General features: G+C 52.2%; 19 protein-coding genes. 9 read left to right on the top strand and 10 right to left on the bottom strand.

Going from position 1 to position 20,569, the window contains the following annotated elements; genetic code table 11:
* Positions 1-103 precede the first annotated feature (103 nt).
* Genes ssuB through ssuE form a run of 5 tightly spaced genes read right to left on the bottom strand, consistent with a single transcriptional unit; the run spans position 104 to position 4,355 of the window.
* The gene (ssuB, locus tag HV345_RS15175) at positions 104-871 is read right to left on the bottom strand and encodes an aliphatic sulfonates ABC transporter ATP-binding protein (RefSeq protein ID WP_101699886.1); all 768 of its coding nucleotides are present in this window, start codon (positions 869-871) and stop codon (positions 104-106) included.
* Entirely contained in the window at positions 868-1,659 is a 792-nt protein-coding gene (gene ssuC / locus HV345_RS15170; protein WP_181635763.1) for an aliphatic sulfonate ABC transporter permease SsuC, read from the bottom strand. The genes ssuB and ssuC overlap by 4 nt, the downstream gene beginning before the upstream one ends.
* 11 nt (positions 1,660-1,670) lie before the next feature.
* Positions 1,671-2,816, bottom strand: coding sequence for an FMNH2-dependent alkanesulfonate monooxygenase (gene ssuD, locus HV345_RS15165; RefSeq protein WP_016156131.1), 1,146 nt, complete (start codon positions 2,814-2,816; stop codon positions 1,671-1,673).
* Complete coding sequence (locus tag HV345_RS15160) at positions 2,813-3,787, bottom strand: sulfonate ABC transporter substrate-binding protein (RefSeq protein ID WP_181635762.1); 975 nt, start codon at positions 3,785-3,787, stop codon at positions 2,813-2,815. The genes ssuD and HV345_RS15160 overlap by 4 nt, the downstream gene beginning before the upstream one ends.
* Positions 3,780-4,355, bottom strand: a complete 576-nt coding sequence (gene ssuE / locus HV345_RS15155; RefSeq protein ID WP_016152471.1) for an NADPH-dependent FMN reductase — start codon at positions 4,353-4,355, stop codon at positions 3,780-3,782. The genes HV345_RS15160 and ssuE overlap by 8 nt, the downstream gene beginning before the upstream one ends.
* Positions 4,356-4,597: 242 nt before the next feature.
* On the opposite strand from ssuE, the gene pyrD reads away from it, so the two are divergent.
* Together pyrD and zapC are read left to right on the top strand one after the other, a co-directional pair.
* Positions 4,598-5,608 carry a quinone-dependent dihydroorotate dehydrogenase gene (pyrD, locus tag HV345_RS15150; RefSeq protein ID WP_019076409.1) on the top strand — a complete coding sequence of 337 codons (1,011 nt, stop codon included), beginning with the start codon at positions 4,598-4,600 and terminating at the stop codon, positions 5,606-5,608.
* 165 nt (positions 5,609-5,773) lie between these two features.
* Positions 5,774-6,316, top strand: coding sequence for a cell division protein ZapC (gene zapC, locus HV345_RS15145; RefSeq protein ID WP_181635761.1), 543 nt, complete (start codon positions 5,774-5,776; stop codon positions 6,314-6,316).
* On the opposite strand, the gene HV345_RS15140 is transcribed toward zapC, so the two are convergent.
* Positions 6,313-7,419: a YcbX family protein gene (locus HV345_RS15140; RefSeq protein WP_181635760.1), complete on the bottom strand. Its 1,107-nt coding sequence runs from the start codon at positions 7,417-7,419 to the stop codon at positions 6,313-6,315. The two genes, zapC and HV345_RS15140, sit on opposite strands and share 4 nt — an antisense overlap.
* A 98-nt stretch (positions 7,420-7,517) precedes the next feature.
* Here HV345_RS15140 and rlmKL point away from each other — a divergent pair, with 98 nt between their 5' ends.
* The 6 genes from rlmKL (at position 7,518) to rmf (ending at position 15,440) form a co-directional block, all read left to right on the top strand.
* Positions 7,518-9,626: a bifunctional 23S rRNA (guanine(2069)-N(7))-methyltransferase RlmK/23S rRNA (guanine(2445)-N(2))-methyltransferase RlmL gene (rlmKL, locus tag HV345_RS15135; protein WP_016152475.1), complete on the top strand. Its 2,109-nt coding sequence runs from the start codon at positions 7,518-7,520 to the stop codon at positions 9,624-9,626.
* A 12-nt stretch (positions 9,627-9,638) separates the two neighbouring features.
* Entirely contained in the window at positions 9,639-11,546 is a 1,908-nt protein-coding gene (locus HV345_RS15130; RefSeq protein WP_181635759.1) for an ABC transporter ATP-binding protein, read from the top strand.
* A 15-nt stretch (positions 11,547-11,561) separates the two neighbouring features.
* Positions 11,562-12,809, top strand: coding sequence for a membrane integrity-associated transporter subunit PqiA (gene pqiA / locus HV345_RS15125; RefSeq protein WP_016152477.1), 1,248 nt, complete (start codon positions 11,562-11,564; stop codon positions 12,807-12,809).
* 4 nt (positions 12,810-12,813) lie between these two features.
* Positions 12,814-14,454 carry an intermembrane transport protein PqiB gene (gene pqiB, locus HV345_RS15120; protein ID WP_003836843.1) on the top strand — a complete coding sequence of 547 codons (1,641 nt, stop codon included), beginning with the start codon at positions 12,814-12,816 and terminating at the stop codon, positions 14,452-14,454.
* Complete coding sequence (gene pqiC, locus HV345_RS15115; protein WP_075847055.1) at positions 14,451-15,014, top strand: membrane integrity-associated transporter subunit PqiC; 564 nt, start codon at positions 14,451-14,453, stop codon at positions 15,012-15,014. The genes pqiB and pqiC overlap by 4 nt, the downstream gene beginning before the upstream one ends.
* Before the next feature lie 258 nt (positions 15,015-15,272).
* Positions 15,273-15,440: a ribosome modulation factor gene (gene rmf / locus HV345_RS15110; protein WP_003035871.1), complete on the top strand. Its 168-nt coding sequence runs from the start codon at positions 15,273-15,275 to the stop codon at positions 15,438-15,440.
* A 107-nt stretch (positions 15,441-15,547) separates the two neighbouring features.
* On the opposite strand, the gene fabA is transcribed toward rmf, so the two are convergent.
* Both fabA and HV345_RS15100 read right to left on the bottom strand, forming a co-directional pair.
* Positions 15,548-16,066, bottom strand: a complete 519-nt coding sequence (gene fabA, locus HV345_RS15105) for a bifunctional 3-hydroxydecanoyl-ACP dehydratase/trans-2-decenoyl-ACP isomerase (protein WP_003035875.1) — start codon at positions 16,064-16,066, stop codon at positions 15,548-15,550.
* A 68-nt stretch (positions 16,067-16,134) separates the two neighbouring features.
* Positions 16,135-17,895: a Lon protease family protein gene (locus HV345_RS15100; protein ID WP_047414152.1), complete on the bottom strand. Its 1,761-nt coding sequence runs from the start codon at positions 17,893-17,895 to the stop codon at positions 16,135-16,137.
* Between the two features lie 185 nt (positions 17,896-18,080).
* Between HV345_RS15100 and matP the strand changes: the two genes are divergently transcribed.
* On the top strand, positions 18,081-18,533 hold the full coding sequence (gene matP / locus HV345_RS15095; protein WP_016152480.1) for a macrodomain Ter protein MatP: 453 nt from the start codon (positions 18,081-18,083) through the stop codon (positions 18,531-18,533).
* A gap of 97 nt (positions 18,534-18,630) precedes the next feature.
* On the opposite strand, the gene ompA is transcribed toward matP, so the two are convergent.
* Together ompA and sulA are read right to left on the bottom strand one after the other, a co-directional pair.
* Complete coding sequence (gene ompA / locus HV345_RS15090) at positions 18,631-19,689, bottom strand: porin OmpA (RefSeq protein ID WP_181635758.1); 1,059 nt, start codon at positions 19,687-19,689, stop codon at positions 18,631-18,633.
* Positions 19,690-20,046: 357 nt separating this feature from the next.
* On the bottom strand, positions 20,047-20,556 hold the full coding sequence (sulA, locus tag HV345_RS15085) for an SOS-induced cell division inhibitor SulA (protein ID WP_032931135.1): 510 nt from the start codon (positions 20,554-20,556) through the stop codon (positions 20,047-20,049).
* Between the last annotated feature and the right edge of the window lie 13 nt (positions 20,557-20,569).

The following is a 20,569-nucleotide window of genomic DNA, read 5'->3' as shown; positions in this document are numbered from 1 at the left end:
ATCGTTGACCTGTCGTTTTGTAAGCCGGATTAGGCGGTAACGCCGCTATCCGGCAAAAGGCCCGGTGGCGCTTGCGCTTACTGGGCCTGATTTTTCTGAATGCTTATCCATGCTGGCGGATCGGCTGTTCCGTTTCGCTACGCTGCATTACCCGGTTCAACACTTCCGCTTCCAGCTCTGCCAGACGCACCGAACCAATCCGGCGTGGTCGCGCAATATCCACCGTTAAATCCAATCCGATTTTTCCATCTTCAATAAGCAACACGCGATCGGCCATTGCCACCGCTTCACTGACGTCATGGGTGACCAGCAGTACGGTAAAACCGTGCTCTTGCCATAAAGAGACAATCAGTTCCTGCATTTCAAGGCGGGTTAAGGCATCCAGCGCACCGAGAGGTTCATCGAGCAGCAGCAGACCGGGACGATGAATTAATGCCCGCGCCAGGGCCACGCGCTGTTTTTGTCCACCGGACAGGGCAGCAGGCCATTCCTGAGCACGATTCTCCAGCCCAACTGCGGCCAGAGCGTCCCGGGCCGCATCGCGCCAGTGACCTTTCAGACCCAGACCCACATTATCGATAACCGTCTTCCAGGGCAGCAGACGCGCATCCTGAAACATCATTCGCGTATCCTCCTGAATTTCTGCCAGCGGGGTGGTTCCGGCAAGTAATGCACCTGAGGTGGGAGACTCCAGCCCAGCCAGCAGACGCAGCAACGTGCTTTTTCCTCCTCCGCTGCGGCCAACCACGGCAACAAACTGTCCGGCCTGAATGTGCAAATCTAACTGATTGAGCACCGTATTGGCGGCGTATTGTTTCGTCACGGCACTCAGTAAAAGCGGCGTGCCTTGGTTCAAACGAGCGGTATTCATACGGTAGCCTCCTTCACATGGTAAGCCGGGTTCCAGCGCAGCCAGATTCGCTCCAGCCATTGGGCGCTGACGTCGGCAAGTTTGCCGAGCAGGGCGTAGAGAATAATGGCCACCACGACCACATCGGTTTGCAGAAATTCGCGGGCGTTCATTGCCAGGTAACCAATGCCAGCATTGGCTGAAATGGTTTCCGCGACAATAAGCGTCAACCACATCAGCCCGAGAGCAAAACGCACGCCAACCATAATCGAGGGCAGGGCGCCGGGGAGGATCACATGAATAAATAGTGAAAAACCAGACAGCCCATAGCTGCGAGCCATCTCTACCAGACCGCGATCGATATTGCGGATCCCATGCCAGGTGTTGATGTAAATCGGAAAAAGCGTGCCCAGCGCGACGAGAAAGATCTTGGCGGATTCATCAATGCCGAACCACAAAATCACCAGTGGGATCAGCGCCAGATGCGGCACGTTACGCAGCATCTGCACCGAAGTATCCAGCAGGCGTTCTCCCCACCGCGAAAGACCGCTAATCAGTCCCAGCGTCAGGCCAATCGATCCGCCGATGGAGAAGCCTACCAGCGCGCGCCAGGAGCTGATCGCCAGATGCTGCCAAAGCTCGCCGCTGGCGGAAAGCGTCCAGAAGGCTTCGACAACGCCCTCCGGAGAGGGCAGGATGCGGGTGGACAACCAGCCCATTGATGATGCGAGCTGCCAGAGCGCGACCAACCCAACCGGTAAAAACCAGGGCACGAGGCGCAGTAACCACCTGTTTTTCGGCGTTGCCATCAGCAGGCTCCTTAGCTTTGCGCGATTTTGCGTGGGATAAATTCGTTTGCCACCGCTTCGCCTTGTTGATGCTGGCGCTGCGGCTGCGGAATTTCTGGTATAGCGACATCCAGATGTGGGAACAGCAGCTCGCCAACCTTGTATGCCTCTTCCAGATGTGGATACCCGGACAACACAAAACTGTCGATTCCCAGTGCGGCATACTCGTTGATACGCGCCGCGACCGTCGGACCATCTCCGACCAGCGCGGTACCCGCGCCACCGCGCACCAGTCCTACTCCTGCCCACAGGTTCGGGCTGATTTCCAGTTTGTCGCGTTTACCGTTGTGCAGTGCAGCCATTCGCTGCTGACCAACCGAATCCGTTCTTGAGAAGGCGGCCTGGGCTTTGGCAATGGTGTCGTCATCCAGATGGGCTATCAGACGATCCGCTGCCTGCCACGCCTCTTGCGTTGTCTCCCGGACGATCACATGCAGACGAATACCAAAGCGGATCTTGCGCCCGAGCGCCGCCGCTTTGGCCCGCACCTGTTCAATCTTCTCTTTCACCTGTTCAGGCGGCTCGCCCCAGGTCAGATAGAGATCAACCTGCTCGGCAGCAAGATCTTGGGCGACATCAGACGAACCGCCGAAATAAAGCGGTGGCCGGGGTTGTTGTACAGGAGGGAAAAACAGTTTCGCGCCGCGGACATGAATGTGTTTGCCGTTGAAATCCACGGTTTCACCTTGCAGCAAACGCCGCCAGACCTGAGTGAATTCAGCAGAGGCTTCATAGCGCTCGGTGTGATCAAGGAACACGCCGTCACCCGCTAGCTCTTGTGGATCGCTGCCGGTTACCAGGTTGAACAACGCCCGGCCGTTAGAGAGTCTGTCGAGCGTCGCGGCCTGGCGGGCGGCGACCGTCGGCGAGGTTACGCTTGGACGTAGCGCGACCAGAAACTTTAATCGCTGGGTGACCGGGATCATCGACGCGGCGACCAGCCAGGCATCTTCACAGGAGCGACCGGTTGGGATCAGAACGCCAGTAAATCCCAGGCGATCGGCTGTTTGCGCAATTTGTTGCAAATAACCGTGATCGACCGGGCGCGAACCTTCTTCCGTCCCCAGATAATGACCGTCACCGTGGGTGGGTAAAAACCAGAACATGTTCAGACTCATAATTTTTCTCCTGCCTGCTGAGTGGGTTGCCAGATACGCTGGCGAATATCGATTTTTTTCGGCACCAGACGGTTGTCATAAAACAGATCGGCGGTTTGTTGTTGTAGGGCGGCAACCGAGGCGCTGACGGGCGTAATGGTGGTTGGCGGACGGTGATCCAGATAAGACGCAATTACCGGCTCGGGCAGGCCCATGGTTTTAGCCAGCAGAGTAATGCTTTGCTGGCGTTGGCTGAGAGTTAACGCATCCGCCTGGCTAAAGGTATCCAGCACGCCAAGAACAAAAGCGCTATTTTTTTCGGCATAAGGACGTGCAGCGAGATAAAACGAACCGGTCTGCTTGAGGTCTGAGCCGTCTTTCAGCACGCGCACATCACCTTGCAGTAATGCGGCCGAATAGTAGGGATCCCAGATAGCCCACGCATCGACGTTTCCTTGCTGGAAGGCCGCTCGCGCATCGGCGGGGGTCAGATAAGTCGGTTGAATATCGGTAAATTTCAACCCTGCCTGTTGCAGCGCCCGGAGCAGTAAATTGTGGGCGCTGGAACCTTTCTGGAAGGCGACTTTATGCCCTTTGAGCTGCGCAACGCTCTGGATCGGGCTATTTTTCGGCACCAGAATCACTTCGGCTTTCGGTTTGGGTGGTTCGACGCCCACATAAACCAGATCGGCTCCGGCGGCCTGGGCGAAAATTGGCGGAATGTCACCGGTACTGCCGAGATCGATACTGCCGATATTGAGTGCTTCCAACATTTGCGGTCCAGCCGGGAACTCAATCCACGAGATTTTGGTCTGTGGGTAACGTTTCTCCAGTAGCTGATGACTTTTTGCCAGCACCATGCTGACGCTTCCTTTCTGGTAGCCAATGCGCAGGGCATCCGGAGCCGATTCTGCGGCATGCACCAAGGATGACAGGGACAGCAGCCCGGTAAATGCCAGCCATGGGGTGTGACGCTTGAGCAGATTAAGCATGGGCGGCACCTCGCAGGGCGTTCAGTTGCGGGAGTTGGAGATCGCGACGATGCAACGCCAGCCAGAAAGTGTCGAGCGCACTGTCCAGGCGCTGCTGCAGGTTGGGCGTAAACTGCGGTTTATGCTGATAATCGATGACCTGCGAATCATCGGCAAACACGCCGTGCAGGATCTCCTGAGCCTTTAACGCGCTCAGCACCGGTTTCAGCGCGTAATCGACGGCCAGTAAATGCGCCACGCTGCCGCCGGTCGCCAGCGGCAAAACCACTTTTCCTTCCAGCGCCCGCTCGGGGAGTAGATCGAGCAGCGTTTTCAGTGCGCCAGAGTAAGCGGCTTTGTAGACCGGCGTTGCGACAATCAGCCCGTCTGCATCCTGCAGTTGTTCGATAAAAGTCTTCAGCGCCGGACTGTCAAAACGGGCATAGATCAGGTCTTCCGGGGCAAAGTTGTGCAGGTTCCAGTGAAAGACTTCGACATCCTGGCCGTTCAATTTTTCTCGGGCATATTCCAGCAACGCGCTGGAGCGAGAGGGAAAGCGTGGGCTTCCCGCCAGAGTGATGACGCGCATAATTTTATTCTCCCCTTATAACCAATTGTTTTCTTTTAATTAACATTGATAACAATTTGTGCAGTCTGGCAGAGAGACTTTGTTTATCGAAATGATTTATACGGGATAGAAACGTTGAAAAATGAATAAAAAGGAGGAAGCAGGAAAACGATTGCTATTTATTGCCGCAGGTCAATTCCCTTTTTGCTCGCGATCGCACATAATACGCCCCCGGTTTGCACACCGGGAATCCAGGAGAGTTCATGTACTACCCCTTCGTTCGTAAAGCCCTTTTCCAGCTCGATCCAGAGCGCGCTCATGAATTGACATTCCAGCAATTACGTCGCATTACCGGCACGCCACTCGAAGCGCTTGTCCGCCAGAAAGTACCCGCAAAACCGGTTACCTGTATGGGGCTGACGTTTAAAAATCCACTCGGGCTTGCTGCTGGACTGGATAAAGACGGGGAGTGCATTGATGCGCTCGGCGCGATGGGATTTGGTTCCATTGAGATTGGTACCGTGACGCCGCGTCCTCAGCCGGGTAATGATAAACCACGTCTGTTTCGTCTGGTCGATGCAGAAGGTTTGATCAACCGCATGGGGTTTAATAACCTGGGGGTTGATAACCTGGTTGAGAACGTCAAAAAATCGCATTTTGACGGTATTCTGGGGATTAATATTGGTAAGAATAAAGATACTCCGGTAGAGAACGGCAAAGATGACTATCTGATTTGTATGGAAAAAGTCTATGCTTATGCTGGTTATATCGCGATTAATATCTCTTCACCGAATACGCCGGGATTACGTACGCTGCAATATGGTGAGGCGCTGGATGATCTTCTGACGGCAATTAAAAATAAGCAAAATGATCTGCAAACGATCCACCATAAATATGTTCCAGTGGCGGTTAAGATCGCCCCGGATCTTTCTGTGGAAGAACTGATCCAGGTTGCTGACAGTTTAGTTCGTCATAATATTGATGGCGTAATTGCGACTAACACCACTCTCGATCGTTCTCTCGTTCAGGGAATGAAAAATTGCGATCAAATGGGCGGCCTCAGCGGTCGACCGTTACAATTAAAAAGTACAGAAATTATTCGCCAGTTGTCTCAGGAATTAAAAGGTCAGCTGCCGATTATTGGGGTTGGTGGTATCGACTCAGTAATCGCGGCGCGTGAGAAAATAGCTGCCGGTGCTTCTTTGGTACAGATTTATTCGGGCTTTATTTTTAAAGGCCCACCGTTGATTAAAGAAATCGTCACCAATATCTGAATGCTACCTTAATCACAATCCAGGGCTTTATTTCTGGCCCTGGTTGTTTTATATTCCTTTACTGTTGCTTATTTAAACATTCTGAACTTTTATTATTAAGGCAATAAACGAAGCGGCAAAAGGATACTGTCGTAATGGTGATGATTAAGGAAAGGAGAGAAACTGATGCGAATTAAACCCGACGATAACTGGCGCTGGTATTATGATGAAGAGCACGATCGTATGATGCTCGATTTGGCCAATGGCATGTTATTCCGTTCGCGTTTTGCTCGTAAAATGCTCACTCCGGATGCATTTTCTCCGTCGGGTTTTTGTGTTGATGACGCCGCGCTTTATTTTTCCTTTGAAGAAAAATGTCGCTACCTGGATTTAGCCAAAGAGCAAAAGGCGGAACTGGTGCTTAATGCGCTGGTAGCGATTCGTTACCTTAAACCGCAAATGCCAAAAAGCTGGCACTTTGTCGCACACGGTATTAACTGGTCGCCAGTCGTGGGGGATGCTGCTTGTGTGGATTTAAGCGATACGGATGAACAGGTAAACCTGTTAGTGGTTGAACCGGGTGAAAATGCCGCGCTTTGTCTGCTTGCACAACCTGGTGTGGTTATTGCCGGGCGAACAATGCAACTTGGCGACGCGATTAAAATAATGAATGACCGACTGAAACCGCAGGTTATTGCCGACAATTTCAGCCTTGAGCAGGCGGTTTAACTCTCCAGCCTGATTGTCGTTTTGGGAACGCAACTGCAGCACAGAATCGTCCCGTCATCCCCAATCGCTGATTTTTTCAGCGGACTAACTTCGCCTTCCAACAGTCGAATTCGACAGCATCCGCAAATTCCTGCCCGGCATGAATAGGGCACCCGGATACCCTGATTTTCCAGCTGTTCAAGCAATACCTGCTGATTATTTCCGCGAAAGGTCTGTCCCTGCCAGTCAATAAGTACCGTGGCATCGGGTTGTTGTTCCTGTGCTGTATCGTCTGACTCCGTCGCACCGTAAGCTCTGGCGGGACCGGTTGCCAAAATCTCTACCTCATCGCCGACGCGAATAACGCCACTGTTGCGTGCGATAAGATTCTGGCCGAAATCAACGTCGCCGTTATCCACCGCTGTCCGGAAGGTTTGCAGCGTGGCGAGCGGCTCGCCAGACGGATGTTTCTGGCCTTTTTCTGGACTAACGGTAGTGAAAATGCAGCGGCTACAGGGTTTTGCCACATCAAAAATGACGTCGCCAATGCGAATCACTTTCCAGGTGTCTTCTGCCCAGGCGTCAGCCCCCGAAACCACCAGATTGGGGCGAAACTGTTCCATTTTGACGCTTGCCGGACAGCGCTGTTGCACATCGCGCAGAGATGCTTCGTTGGCCAGCAGGTAGGGATAACCATCGGCGAAGGACAACGGAACATCAGCGTGGCGCTTCACCCGGCGTGTCAGTTGCGGACCCACCCAGCGCAACTGCACGTCACGGGAGAAAAAGCCGCTCAGCCACAGGTTGATAGCCGCTGGCGCAATACGCGCGGTAAAATGGTTTCCCCACACTTCAGTCGGCGCATCCTGGGTGGCGAAGTCTGCGAATCGCACGAGCGCGCTGCTGCCGTCTGGAGCCGTGAGATGAAGTCCATCGTGGAAAGGGGAAGGGGTAAAGCGGACCATTTGTGGGAACTGTCGGGCGGTAATGAACGTCCCGTCGGGTTCGGTAATCATAAATATACGATCCAGGGCGAGACCGCTCACGTCTGCCAGGGCGTGCGTGAGTCCAATTCCACGCATTGATTTAACCGGATGAATAAAAAGTCGGGTCAACGTTACCACTGCACAGCCCCTTGAACGAAAATAAGCCTTCAACTTTATGACATACAGCCCATATTAGCTATAATGCGCAGCAATTTTCTAGGAGTAAAAGTGACATTATGAATTCTCTGTTTGCCAGTACGGCCCGTGGGCTGGAAGAGCTGTTAAAAACTGAACTGGAAAACCTCGGCGCGCTGGAGTGTCAGGTCGTTCAGGGTGGGGTCCATTTTAAGGGCGACACGCGGCTTGTTTACCAGAGCCTGATGTGGAGCCGCCTGGCCTCGCGCATTATCCTGCCGATGGGAGAGTGCAAGGTCTACAGCGATCTTGATCTGTACCTCGGCGTTCAGGCAATCGACTGGACAGAGATATTTAATCCTGGTGCTACGTTTGCCGTCCATTTTAGCGGCCTGAACGAGACCATTCGTAACAGCCAGTACGGCGCGCTGAAGGTCAAGGATGCGATTGTCGATGCCTTTACCCGCAAAAATCTGCCGCGTCCGAATGTGGATCGTGAATCTCCGGATCTGCGAATCAATGTCTGGTTGAACAAAGATACCGCCAGCATTGCACTTGATCTGAGCGGTGACGGTTTGCATCAGCGCGGTTATCGCGATCGCGCGGGTCAGGCGCCGATTAAAGAGACGCTGGCCGCCGCTATTGTTATGCGTTCTGGCTGGCAGCCGGGCACACCGTTACTCGATCCGATGTGCGGCTCCGGCACGCTGCTGATTGAAGCGGCGATGTGGGCAACCGATCGCGCGCCGGGCCTGCATCGCGGGTACTGGGGCTTTAGCGGTTGGGCACAGCACGATGAAGCCGTCTGGCAAGAGGTTAAAGCCGAAGCTCAGGTTCGTGCGCGTAAGGGGCTTGCTGACTATACTTCGCACTTCTATGGCTCCGACAGCGATGCGCGCGTGATTGAAAAAGCGCGTAGTAACGCCCGCCGCGCAGGTATTGCCGATCTGATGACATTTGACGTTAAAGATGTCGCCAAACTGAGTAATCCACTGCCGAAGGGACCGTATGGTACGGTGATCAGTAACCCGCCCTACGGCGAACGTCTGGATAGCGAACCGGCGCTGATTGCCCTGCATAGCTTGCTGGGCCGTACGATGAAAAACCAGTTTGGCGGCTGGAATTTGTCTCTGTTCAGCGCCTCTCCGGATTTGCTCAGCAGCCTGCAATTACGTGCTGACAAGCAGTTCAAAGCGAAAAACGGTCCGCTGGATTGCGTACAGAAAAACTATCACGTTGCAGAGACCACTGCGGACAGCAAGCCAGCCACGGTCGCGGAAGATTATGCCAATCGCCTGCGCAAGAATATCAAGAAGCTGGAAAAATGGGCTCGTCAGGAAGGAATTGAATGCTATCGCCTGTATGATGCTGACCTGCCGGAATACAACGTTGCAGTGGACCGTTACGGTGAGTGGGTCGTGGTTCAGGAATACGCTCCGCCGAAGACGGTCGATGCGCAAAAAGCACGTCAACGTCTGTTCGATATCATTGCCGCAACGTTGTCGGTCCTGGAAATCGCGCCAAATAAACTGGTGCTGAAAACTCGTGAGCGGCAGAAAGGGAAGAACCAGTATCAGAAGATGAATGAGAAGGGTGAATTCATTGAGGTAAGCGAGTACAACGCGCGCCTGTGGGTCAACCTGACAGACTATCTTGATACCGGTTTGTTCCTCGATCACCGTATTGCGCGCCGTATGCTGGGCCAGATGAGTAAAGGTAAGGATTTCCTTAACCTGTTCTCCTACACCGGCAGTGCCAGCGTTCATGCCGGACTGGGCGGTGCGCGTAGTACCACGACAGTTGATATGTCGCGTACCTACCTGGAGTGGGCTGAGCGTAACCTGCGCTTGAACGGCCTGAGTGGTCGCGCTCACCGTTTAATTCAGGCCGATTGCCTGGGCTGGCTGCGCGATGCCAATGAACAGTTTGATCTGATTTTCATCGATCCGCCGACGTTCTCTAACTCAAAACGTATGGAAGACTCGTTTGATGTACAGCGCGATCATCTGGCGCTGATGAAAGATCTGAAACGTCTGCTGCGTAAAGACGGCACGATCATGTTCTCCAACAACAAGCGTGGGTTCCGTATGGATCTCGACGGTCTGGCTGAACTGGGATTAAAAGCACAAGAAATCACCCAAAAAACGCTTTCCCAGGATTTTGCCCGTAACCGCCAGATCCACAATTGCTGGCTGATTACCGCAGCCTGAAAGGATAAATAAATGTCATTGATCAGTATGCATGGTGCATGGCTGTCGTTCAGCGATGCGCCGCTTCTTGATAATGCAGAACTGCATATCGAAGATAACGAACGCGTCTGTCTGGTTGGCCGTAATGGCGCAGGTAAGTCGACGCTGATGAAGATCCTCAACCGTGAACAGGGTCTTGACGACGGGCGTATTATTTATGAGCAGGACCTGGTTGTGGCGCGTCTGCAGCAGGATCCGCCGCGTAATGTTGTGGGCAGCGTCTATGACTTCGTTGCCGAAGGTATTGAGGAACAGGCTGAATATCTGAAGCGTTATCACGATATTTCGCGCCTGGTGATGACCGATCCCAGCGACAGAAACCTGAATGAAATGGCGCGGGTTCAGGAAATGCTCGATCACCATAATCTGTGGCAGCTCGAAAGCCGCATTAATGAAGTGCTGGCGCAACTGGGACTGGATCCTAACGCCGCGCTTTCTTCGCTTTCGGGCGGCTGGCTGCGTAAGGCGGCGCTGGGCCGCGCGTTAGTGAGCAACCCGCGCGTACTGCTGCTGGATGAACCAACTAACCACCTGGATATTGAAACTATCGACTGGCTGGAAGGGTTCCTGAAATCCTTCAATGGGACAATTATTTTCATTTCCCACGACCGTTCATTTATTCGCAATATGGCGACGCGTATTGTCGATCTCGACCGCGGCAAGCTGGTGACCTATCCGGGGAACTACGATCAGTATCTGCTGGATAAAGAAGAAGCGCTGCGGGTGGAAGATCTCCAAAACGCGGAATTTGATCGCAAGCTGGCGCAGGAAGAAGTCTGGATCCGTCAGGGCATCAAAGCGCGTCGTACCCGTAATGAAGGCCGCGTGCGGGCGCTGAAAGCCATGCGTCGCGAGCGTGGCGAACGTCGCGAAGTGATGGGCACGGCGAAGATGCAGGTCGAAGAGGCGAGCCGTTCTGGCAAGATTGTCTTCGAAATGGAGAATGTTGATTACCAGGTTGATGGAAAGCAACTGGTAAAAGATTTCTCCGCGCAGGTGCAACGTAGCGACAAGATTGCGCTAATTGGACCTAACGGCTGCGGTAAAACAACGCTGCTGAAGCTGATGTTAGGTCAGCTTCAGGCTGACAGCGGACGCATTCACGTCGGCACGAAGCTGGAAGTGGCGTATTTCGATCAGCACCGCGCCGAACTGGATCCGGATAAAACCGTGATGGACAACCTTGCTGAGGGTAAGCAAGAGGTGCTGGTTAACGGTAAACCTCGCCATGTGCTGGGCTATCTCCAGGATTTCCTGTTCCATCCGAAACGGGCGATGACGCCAGTACGTGCGCTCTCTGGTGGGGAACGCAATCGCCTACTGCTGGCGCGTCTTTTTCTCAAACCCAGTAATCTTTTGATTCTCGATGAACCAACGAACGATCTGGACGTCGAAACGCTGGAACTGCTTGAAGAGCTGATTGATAGCTACCAGGGCACCGTGCTGCTGGTGAGCCACGACCGTCAGTTTGTGGATAATACCGTAACCGAATGCTGGATCTTCGAAGGCGGCGGTAAAATTGGTCGTTATGTCGGCGGTTATCATGATGCCCGCAGCCAGCAATCGCAGTATGTGGCGTTTAAACAGCCAGTTGCGAAAAAAAAAGAGGAAACCGTTGCTCCTAAAGCAGAAATTGTCAAACGCAGCACGAGCAAACTAAGCTATAAACTGCAGCGCGAACTGGAGCTGCTCCCCGCGCTGCTTGAAGAACTGGAAGCTAAACTGGAAGCATTACAAGCTCAGGTAGCTGACGCCGCTTTTTTCAGTCAGCCGCATGAGCAAACGCAACAGGTATTAGCTAATCTGAACGAAGCTGAACAAGAACTTGAGCAAGCCTTTGAGCGCTGGGAGTATCTTGAGTCTTTGAAGAACGGCGCATAATTTAAAGGAGCACATATGTGCGAACATCACCATGCCGCGAAGCATATTCTGTGCTCGCAGTGTGACATGCTGGTGGCGTTACCTCGCCTTGAGCATGGTCAGAAAGCGGCATGTCCACGATGTGGCACTACGTTAACGGTTGAGTGGGACGCGCCACGGCAGCGTCCTACCGCCTATGTGTTAGCAGCATTATTTATGCTGCTTTTGTCAAACCTCTTTCCCTTTGTGAATATGAATGTTGCGGGGGTGAGCAGCGAAGTGACGCTGCTGCAAATCCCCAGCGTTCTCTTTTCGGAAGATTACGCCAGCCTCGGTACCTTCTTTATCTTATTCGTTCAGTTGGTTCCCGCTTTTTGCTTGTTGACCATTTTGCTGTTGGTGAATCGGGTTCATATGCCTGAGCGGCTTAAAACATGGCTGGCGCGTATTTTGTTTCAGTTAAAAAGCTGGGGAATGGCAGAAATTTTCCTCGCGGGCGTGCTGGTGAGCTTTGTTAAGCTGATGGCCTACGGCGATATCGGCGTGGGCAGCAGCTTCATCCCGTGGTGCATGTTTTGTATGCTCCAGTTGCGGGCTTTCCAGTGTGTGGATCGCCGTTGGCTGTGGGATGATATTGCCCCTATGCCAGCCATTAAGCAGGAATTAAAGCCTGGTGTGCCCGGCATCCGACAAGGATTGCGTTCCTGTTCCTGCTGCACCGCTATTCTTCCGGCAGACGAGCTGGTATGCCCACGCTGTCAGACGAAAGGTTATGTGCGACGTAAAAACAGTCTGCAATGGACATTGGCATTACTGTTTACGTCGATCATGCTTTATCTTCCTGCCAATATTCTGCCGATCATGATCACCGATCTGCTCGGATCAAAGCTGCCTTCAACGATACTCGAGGGCGTGGTTTTAATCTGGAGCGAAGGCTCTTACCCGGTGGCTGCGGTTATCTTTATCGCCAGTATTATGGTGCCGACGTTGAAAATGATCGCCATTGCCTGGCTGTGTTGGGATGCCAAAGGGCACGGCAAACGCGACAGTGAACGAATGCATTTAATTTACGAGGTTGTAGAATTTGTCGGTCGCTGGTCAATGATCGACGTTTTTGTAATTGCCGTACTCTCTGCGCTGGTGCGCATGGGAGGGTTAATGAACATTTATCCTGCAATGGGTGCTTTGATGTTTGCTTTAGTCGTCATTATGACAATGTTTTCTGCGATGACATTTGATCCCCGTCTGTCGTGGGACCGTGAACCAGATCATGAGGAGTCCTGACAGCATGGAATCTAAAAGTGGGGAAGCCAAAGTGCAAAAGGTAAAAAACTGGTCGCCCGTGTGGATATTCCCTATAGTCACTGCCCTCATTGGCGCGTGGGTCCTGTTTTATCACTACAGTCATCAGGGGCCACAAGTCACGCTGATTACCACCAATGCCGAAGGTATTGAAGGAGGCAAAACGACGATTAAGAGCCGCAGCGTGGATGTCGGTATCGTCGAGAGCGCAACCCTGACTGATGATTTGACCCATGTGGAAATTAAAGCTCGTCTTAACTCCGGAATGGAAAAGCTGCTGCATAAAGATTCTGTCTTTTGGGTGGTGAAGCCGCAGGTTGGGCGTGAAGGTATCAGTGGGCTCGGCACGCTATTGTCCGGGGCTTATATTGAACTGCAGCCTGGCAATAAAGGCAGCAAGCTGGAAAATTACCAACTGCTGGATTCACCGCCGCTGGCGCCGCCAGATGCGAAAGGGATCCGTGTGATTCTGGACAGCAAAAAAGCCGGTCAGTTGAGCCCGGGCGACCCGGTTCTGTTCCGTGGTTATCGTGTAGGTTCGGTTGAAACCAGCACATTTGATGCGCAAAAGCGTACGATTAGCTATCAGCTATTTATCAATGCGCCTAACGATCGTCTGGTGACCAGCAATGTGCGTTTCTGGAAGGACAGTGGGATCGCCGTGGATCTTACTTCGGCAGGTATGCGCGTGGAAATGGGCTCTCTCTCCACGCTGTTTGGCGGTGGCGTAAGTTTTGATGTGCCAGAAGGGCTGGAACAAGGCGAACCGGTCGCACAGCAGTCTGCGTTTAATCTTTATGACGACCAAAAAAGTATTCAGGATTCACTGTATACCGATCATATTGATTACCTGATGTTCTTTAAAGATTCAATTCGTGGCCTGCAGCCCGGCGCGCCACTGGAATTCCGTGGCATCCGTTTGGGTACGGTAAGTAAAGTACCTTTCTTCTCACCGAATATGCGTCAGGTCTTCAACAATGATTACCGCATTCCGGTGCTGGTACGTATCGAACCAGAACGTCTGAAGGCACAGCTGGGAGAAGATACTGATGTTGGCGCTCATCTGGCTGAATTGCTTAAACGCGGATTACGGGCATCGCTGAAAACCGGGAACCTGGTGACTGGCGCTCTGTATGTCGATCTCGACTTCTACCCGAAAGAACCGCCGATTACCGGTGTGCGCGAATTTAACGGTTATCAAATTATTCCGACCGTGAGCGGTGGTCTGGCGCAGATCCAGCAGCGACTGATGGAAGCGCTGGATAAGATTAACAATCTGCCGTTGAACCCGATGATTGAGCAGGCGACCAATACGTTGTCGGAAAGCCAGCGTACGATGAAGCATCTGCAAACCACGCTGGACAACATGAATAAGATCACGTCCAGTCAGTCGATGCAGGATCTTCCGGCGGATATGCAGAACACGCTGCGCGAACTGAACCGTAGTATGCAGGGCTTCCAGCCGGGTTCCGCCGCCTACAACAAGATGGTGGCGGATATGCAGCGTCTTGATCAGGTGCTGCGAGAACTGCAACCGGTACTGAAAACGTTGAACGATAAGAGCAATGCGCTGGTATTTGAAGCGAAGGACAAAAAAGATCCAGAGCCGAAGAGGGCGAAACAATGAAAAAGTGGCTAGTGGCGATGATGGCGGTCTGGCTGACGTCATGCAGCTCCAGCGGAGAAAATAAAAGCTATTACCAGCTTCCTATCGCGCAAGGGGGCGTACAGAGCTCAGCTAACCAGGGTAACCGTCTGCTGTGGGTTGAACAGATTGCGGTCCCGGACTATCTGGCGGGTAATGGGGTGGTTTACCAGACCAGCGATGTGCAATATGTGATAGCGAATAATAATCTCTGGGCCAGCCCATTAGATCAGCAATTGCGCAATACCCTGGTTACGAACCTCAGTATGCAGTTGCCTGGCTGGGTTGTCGCTTCGCAGCCGCTGGGAAGCACTCAGGACACGTTGAACGTTACCGTGACCGGCTTCCACGGTCGGTACGATGGTAAGGTCATCGTGAGCGGTGAATGGCTGCTGAATCACCAGGGGCAGTTGATCAAGCGTCCATTCCACATCGAAGCTGTACAGACTAAAGACGGCTACGATGAGATGGTGAAGGTTCTGGCCAACGCCTGGAGCCAGGAAGCGACGGCAATTGCTCAGGAGCTGAAACGCATCCCTTAAGCTTAAATAATTGTAAATTATGCCGCCCCTGGTTCATTGCCCGGGGCGGTTTTTTTTATTTTTTTAGCCGTGGAGATAGCTGTTCTGACAGACTATTTTTGTACAAATGATTTTGCGGGTAGCTCACAAATATGACACTGGCGTGAATTTTGCGCATTGACGAGCCTGATGTTTAGGGGTATTCGTTTTAGTGTGATTGCACACTTCGTAATCACTGTTTTCTTTTCCACCAGACCCAAAAGATGAGGGAAACGAGGCATGAAGAGACAAAAACGAGATCGCCTGGAACGGGCACATCAACGTGGATATCAGGCCGGCATTGCCGGACGCTCAAAAGAAATGTGTCCCTATCAGACGCTGAATCAGAGGTCATACTGGCTGGGAGGCTGGCGAGAAGCCATGGGGGATAGGGTTTTAATGGCCTGATTCTGTCTCTTTAGATAAAAGAAACCTCCGCAGAGCGGAGGTTTCGCCTTTTTGCCCACCAGACAAAACGAATAGACGTTAATGTCTGGCTGCTAAGCTGACCTTGATTAGAACGCGGAAGTGTCCTGGAACAGACCCACTTTCAGATCGTTTGCGGTATAGATCAGACGACCATCAACCAGCACTTCACCATCAGCCAAGCCCATGATCAGGCGACGATTAACGATGCGTTTGAAGTGAATGCGGTAAGTCACTTTCTTCGCAGTCGGCAGAACCTGGCCGGTGAATTTAACTTCGCCTACGCCCAGCGCGCGGCCTTTACCTTCGCCGCCCAGCCAGCCGAGATAGAATCCAACCAGCTGCCACATGGCATCCAGACCCAGGCAGCCCGGCATCACCGGATCGCCGATAAAGTGGCATCCGAAGAACCACAGGTCCGGGTTGATATCCAGTTCAGCTTCAACATAACCTTTGTCAAAGTTGCCGCCGGTTTCGGTCATCTTGATGACACGGTCCATCATCAGCATGCTTGGTGCAGGCAGTTGTGGCCCTTTTGCGCCAAACAGCTCACCGCGACCAGAGGCAAGAAGGTCTTCTTTTGTATAGGATTCGCGTTTATCTACCATGTTCTCTGTAAGCCTTATTTTATTGAAGCACGCAGGATAGCTAACACGTGTACGCTGAACAAGTCCGATCAGTTCGGAATAATCCAGTTCAGCCAACGTAGCGGCCAGGGAAAACGGTGACGACCTTCCTGCTGCGTTGCCGTAGCAATACGCTCCTGGATAGTTTGCATCAGCGTTGTTTGGCCTTCACCATCCCACACCAGATTTAATAACAGTGGCAGCGCATCGGTCACGTCGTCCACCGCCCAGATAGTGAATTTTTCTTCTTCTACGGCCTGTAGCAGAGCGGGCTGCAGGCTCAGGTGTCTGACATTCGCTGAAGGAATGATAACGCCCTGTGTGCCTGTCAGCTCACGCTGCTGACAGATGGCGAAGAAGCCTTCAATTTTCTCGTTCAGACCACCAACAGGTTGTGCCCGACCAAACTGATCGACAGAACCGGTAATGGCGATGCTTTGATTAACAGGAACGTCGGCGAGGGCGCTAATCAATGCGCAAAGTTCTGCCATGGACGCGCTGTCGCCGTCCACTTCGCTATAGGATTGCTCAAAGGTCAGCGAGGCAGAGAAGGGGATTTGCTGTTCAAGCTGGAGTTCCGACATCAGGAACGCCTGCATAATCATCATACCCTTCGCATGAATATTTCCGCCAAGCTCGGCTTTGCGCTCAATATCCGTAAATTCGCCGTCGCCAATATGAACCACACAACTGATACGAGAAGGCTCACCAAACGCGCGGGGGTGGCCAGGAAACTCAATCACCGACAGGGCGTTGATTTGGCCAATACGCTCGCCTTCCGTCTCGATCAGGATCTGTTCCTGCAGGATCTCATCCTGCATTCGTTCGGCGAGGAAACCTTCCCGCCATTCACGCTGGGTCAGCATCAGGCTGAACTGCTCAGCGTTGCAGGTTTCGCCCTCGCATAACGGGGCCACTTCTTTGAACTGTCGGGTGATCCACAGCGGGTTAAGCGGCAATGTATCCTGTTCGCCGGTATAACGAACGGCTTCACGGATCAGCACTTGCCAGGCATCAGGGGCCGGGTAGGGCAAATTGTTGCGCGTAGCGGTATGTGTTACCCACTGACACCACTGCGTCATGGTTTCGGCATCCACTATCTGCAGATTATCTTCAAACTCGCTATAAATAGCCTGCTCAGCCAACTCCGGCTCCATGTCCTGGAAGTCTGCCAGTGATTCACGTTCACCAACTAATACCACTTTGAGTTTAAGCGGCATAGGTGGAACGGAGACAGGCAGCGGGCGAGACTCATCAAAAGCTACCCAGTCAAAACGCTCGTGGCTGACAATGGCTTTCAGGCGCATCCACAGCAGCGGTTGGGCCAGTAGCGTGCGCAACGAAATAACCAGCACACCACCGTTGGCCTGATGCACAAGGCCTGGCTGTAGGGTAATTTCGCCGTTGAACTGACGCAGACAGCCAAACAGTTGTTCGGCTTCAACCCAGTCAGCGCAGACTACCTGGGTTAATGTCGCAAAATTGTCTTCTGCTGTCTCAGCTGTACGATAGCGGATAGTGTGACCGGAGATATCATAATGACCTCCGGTGAGACTTCCGGCATCCGAGTGCAGAGGCCGCGCGGCCTCTGCAATAAGGTTGATGTACTCAAGCTCTTCCGGTGCTTTTACCAGCATGAACGAAGACGTCGTCCAGTGCTGAAGAAGCTGCTCCAGCGCAAATTGTAAACGTGGCTGAGTATCACTAAGTAAGGTATCGGTGTCGTCAGTGACGTGCGGCTGTGCAAATACTTCCTGATAACTATCGGTGTCAGGAACCAGATCACGCCATGCAAGTTTCGTAATGGTCAAAGTTGATGTTTTTTAGTCTGTTGTAAAAAACGAGATTATACCGTAACCATCATCACTGCACACGTGGAAAGCGCTGTGAAACGAATGCGATGACGCGCGACAGTTCACAGGCTGGATATTCTTTTCTTCAGATGCCGAAAAAGCTGATATTCTGATAAGAGTTACACGGTAACATTGAGATCGCAATGAAATATCAACAACTTGAAAACCTTGAAAGCGGCTGGAAATGGAAGTATCTGGTGAAGAAGCATCGTGAGGGGGAGTTAATCACCCGTTACGTAGAGGCCAGCGCTGCCGAAGAAGCCGTTGATTTGTTGCTAACCCTCGAAAATGAACCGGTTCGGGTCAATACCTGGATTGAAGAACACATGAACTCTGCGCTGCTAAATCGTATGAAACAAACCATACGAGCGAGGCGTAAGCGGCACTTTAACGCGGAGCATCAGCATACGCGAAAGAAATCTATCGATCTGGAATTTATGGTCTGGCAGCGCTTAGCGGGGCTTGCGCAGCGGCGCGGCAAAACGCTTTCTGAAACTATTGTGCAACTGATTGAAGACGCAGAGCATAAAGAGAAGTACGCGAATAAAATGTCGACATTGAAGCAGGATTTACAGGCGCTGCTGGGAAAAGAATAACCACAGAATGGCTAAATGTGTTGTGTATAGGCGTGCTTTGATTGATAAAAAGTGAAAAAAAACCCCGCAAAGCGGGGTTTTTTTATAAGACGATAACTTAAGCCTGAGGCTGAGTTACAACGTCTTTGATACCTTTAACTTCGATCTCAACACGACGATCCGGAGCCAGGCAGTCGATCAGTGCAGCGCGAGCTTTCACGTTGTCACAGGTGTTGCCAGTAACCGGGTTGGATTCGCCCATGCCACGTGCAGAGATTTTGTCAGAAGGAATACCTTTAGAGATCAGGTAATCAACAACGGACTGAGCACGTTTCTCGGACAGACCCTGGTTGTAAGCGTCAGAACCGATGCGGTCAGTGAAGCCCAGAACCACTACGGAACCGTCTTTCGGATCCAGGTTGCTCAGCTGGCTGTACATCTGATCCAGAGCCTGCTGGCCTTCTGGTTTCAGAGTTGCTTTGTTGAAGTTGAACAGAACGTCAGACTTCAGAGTGAAGTGTTTGGTCTGTACTTCTGGAGCCGGAGCCGGAGCAACAACTACTGGAGCTGCTTCTTCCTGCTGACCGAAACGGTAGGAAACACCAACGCTCAACAGACCGTTATCCGGACGACCGCCAACGGTGTTCGCGTCACCGATGTTGTTGGTCCACTGGTATTCCAGACGGGTAGCGATTTCAGGAGTAATTGCATACTCTACGCCACCTGCGAATACTGGGGAAACACCAGTGTCGTGGTCTTTGAAGCCTTCGTTGTTTTTAGCGTCTGCACGCCAAACCATACCACCCAGACGGGTGTAAACGTCCAGATCGTCAGTGATTGGGTAACCCAGTTTAGCGGTCAGCTGAACGCCCTGAGCTTTGAAAGCGCCGTTATTGTAGGGATCATTGGCGGCGCCTTTGTACGGCATACGACCTAACCAGTCGTAACCCATTTCGAAACCAACGTACGGGTTAACCTGATAACCACCGAACGCACCAGCACCCAGTTGGCTTTCGTGGGTAGGACCGGAGTTGTTGATCTGGTTGTTACCAATATCATGGTACTGAGACCAGCCCAGTTTAGCACCAGTGTACCAGGTGTTATCTTTCGGAGCGGCCTGCGCCACGGTAGCGAAACCAGCCAGTGCCACTGCAATTGCGATAGCTGTCTTTTTCATTTTTTGCGCCTCGTTATCATCCAAAATTCGCCATGAATATCTCCGAAGAGAGATAACACGGTTAAATCCTTCACCCGGGGACCAGTTCAATAGTTACTCTACCGATATCTGCGGCTTATGCCGAGCACCCCTGGCGATGTAAAGTCTACAACGTAGTTGAAAACTTACAAGTGTGAAGTCCGTCAGGCATATGAAAAAAAAAGGCTTGTGTACACATTATTTAACATTTATAGATGAATAAATGTACTGAGGATTTCCTGAAAACCGCTTCAGACAGGCCTTCAGCCGGAAAACGCGTTACAGCTCAATGGCAAATTAAAACATGAAAAAAAATTCCAGGATAATTCCTAATTTTACTCAATGATACAAATTCGAGTGAATTTTTAGCCCGGAATGCTGTCTCCCCGCAAGTGTCTGAGCGCGAACAGGACGCATGATAAATCCCATCGCATTACCTTCATCTGCCGCTTTTACCAGTTCGGCATGTTCATCTTCGGTTAATTCTTCCGTCAACCAGCCGATGACGACGCTGTAGTTACCTGTGCGCAGCGCACGAACCATCGATTCCAGCGTATTGCAGGGGGAGAGCTGGCTGATTTGCATGACTTTGGTCAATGGAAGCCCGGCCGACTGCACCCACTCACGGCTTAATTTTTGCTGAGGCGTCAGCCACAACTGCCAGCGTGATTGTTGCCCTAACTGTTGCAGCAGGGGAAGCAGCAGGAGCTGCGTCATCATGGGCTGGTCCTCGCGATAGACCACTTCACTGATAAGCCCAGCGGTAGCGTTCTCTGCTGAAACGCGCGCAATGCTGCTCGATGCGGAAGAGAACGACGAAGAACGATTTGCATAACCTGAAGTGTACATAATCAATCCAGCC

This window comes from Citrobacter sp. RHBSTW-00986, from assembly GCF_013783065.1.
GTDB lineage: Bacteria > Pseudomonadota > Gammaproteobacteria > Enterobacterales > Enterobacteriaceae > Citrobacter > Citrobacter braakii.
Note: the sequence above shows the minus strand (reverse complement) of the source record. Positions and strands in the feature narration are given on the sequence as shown.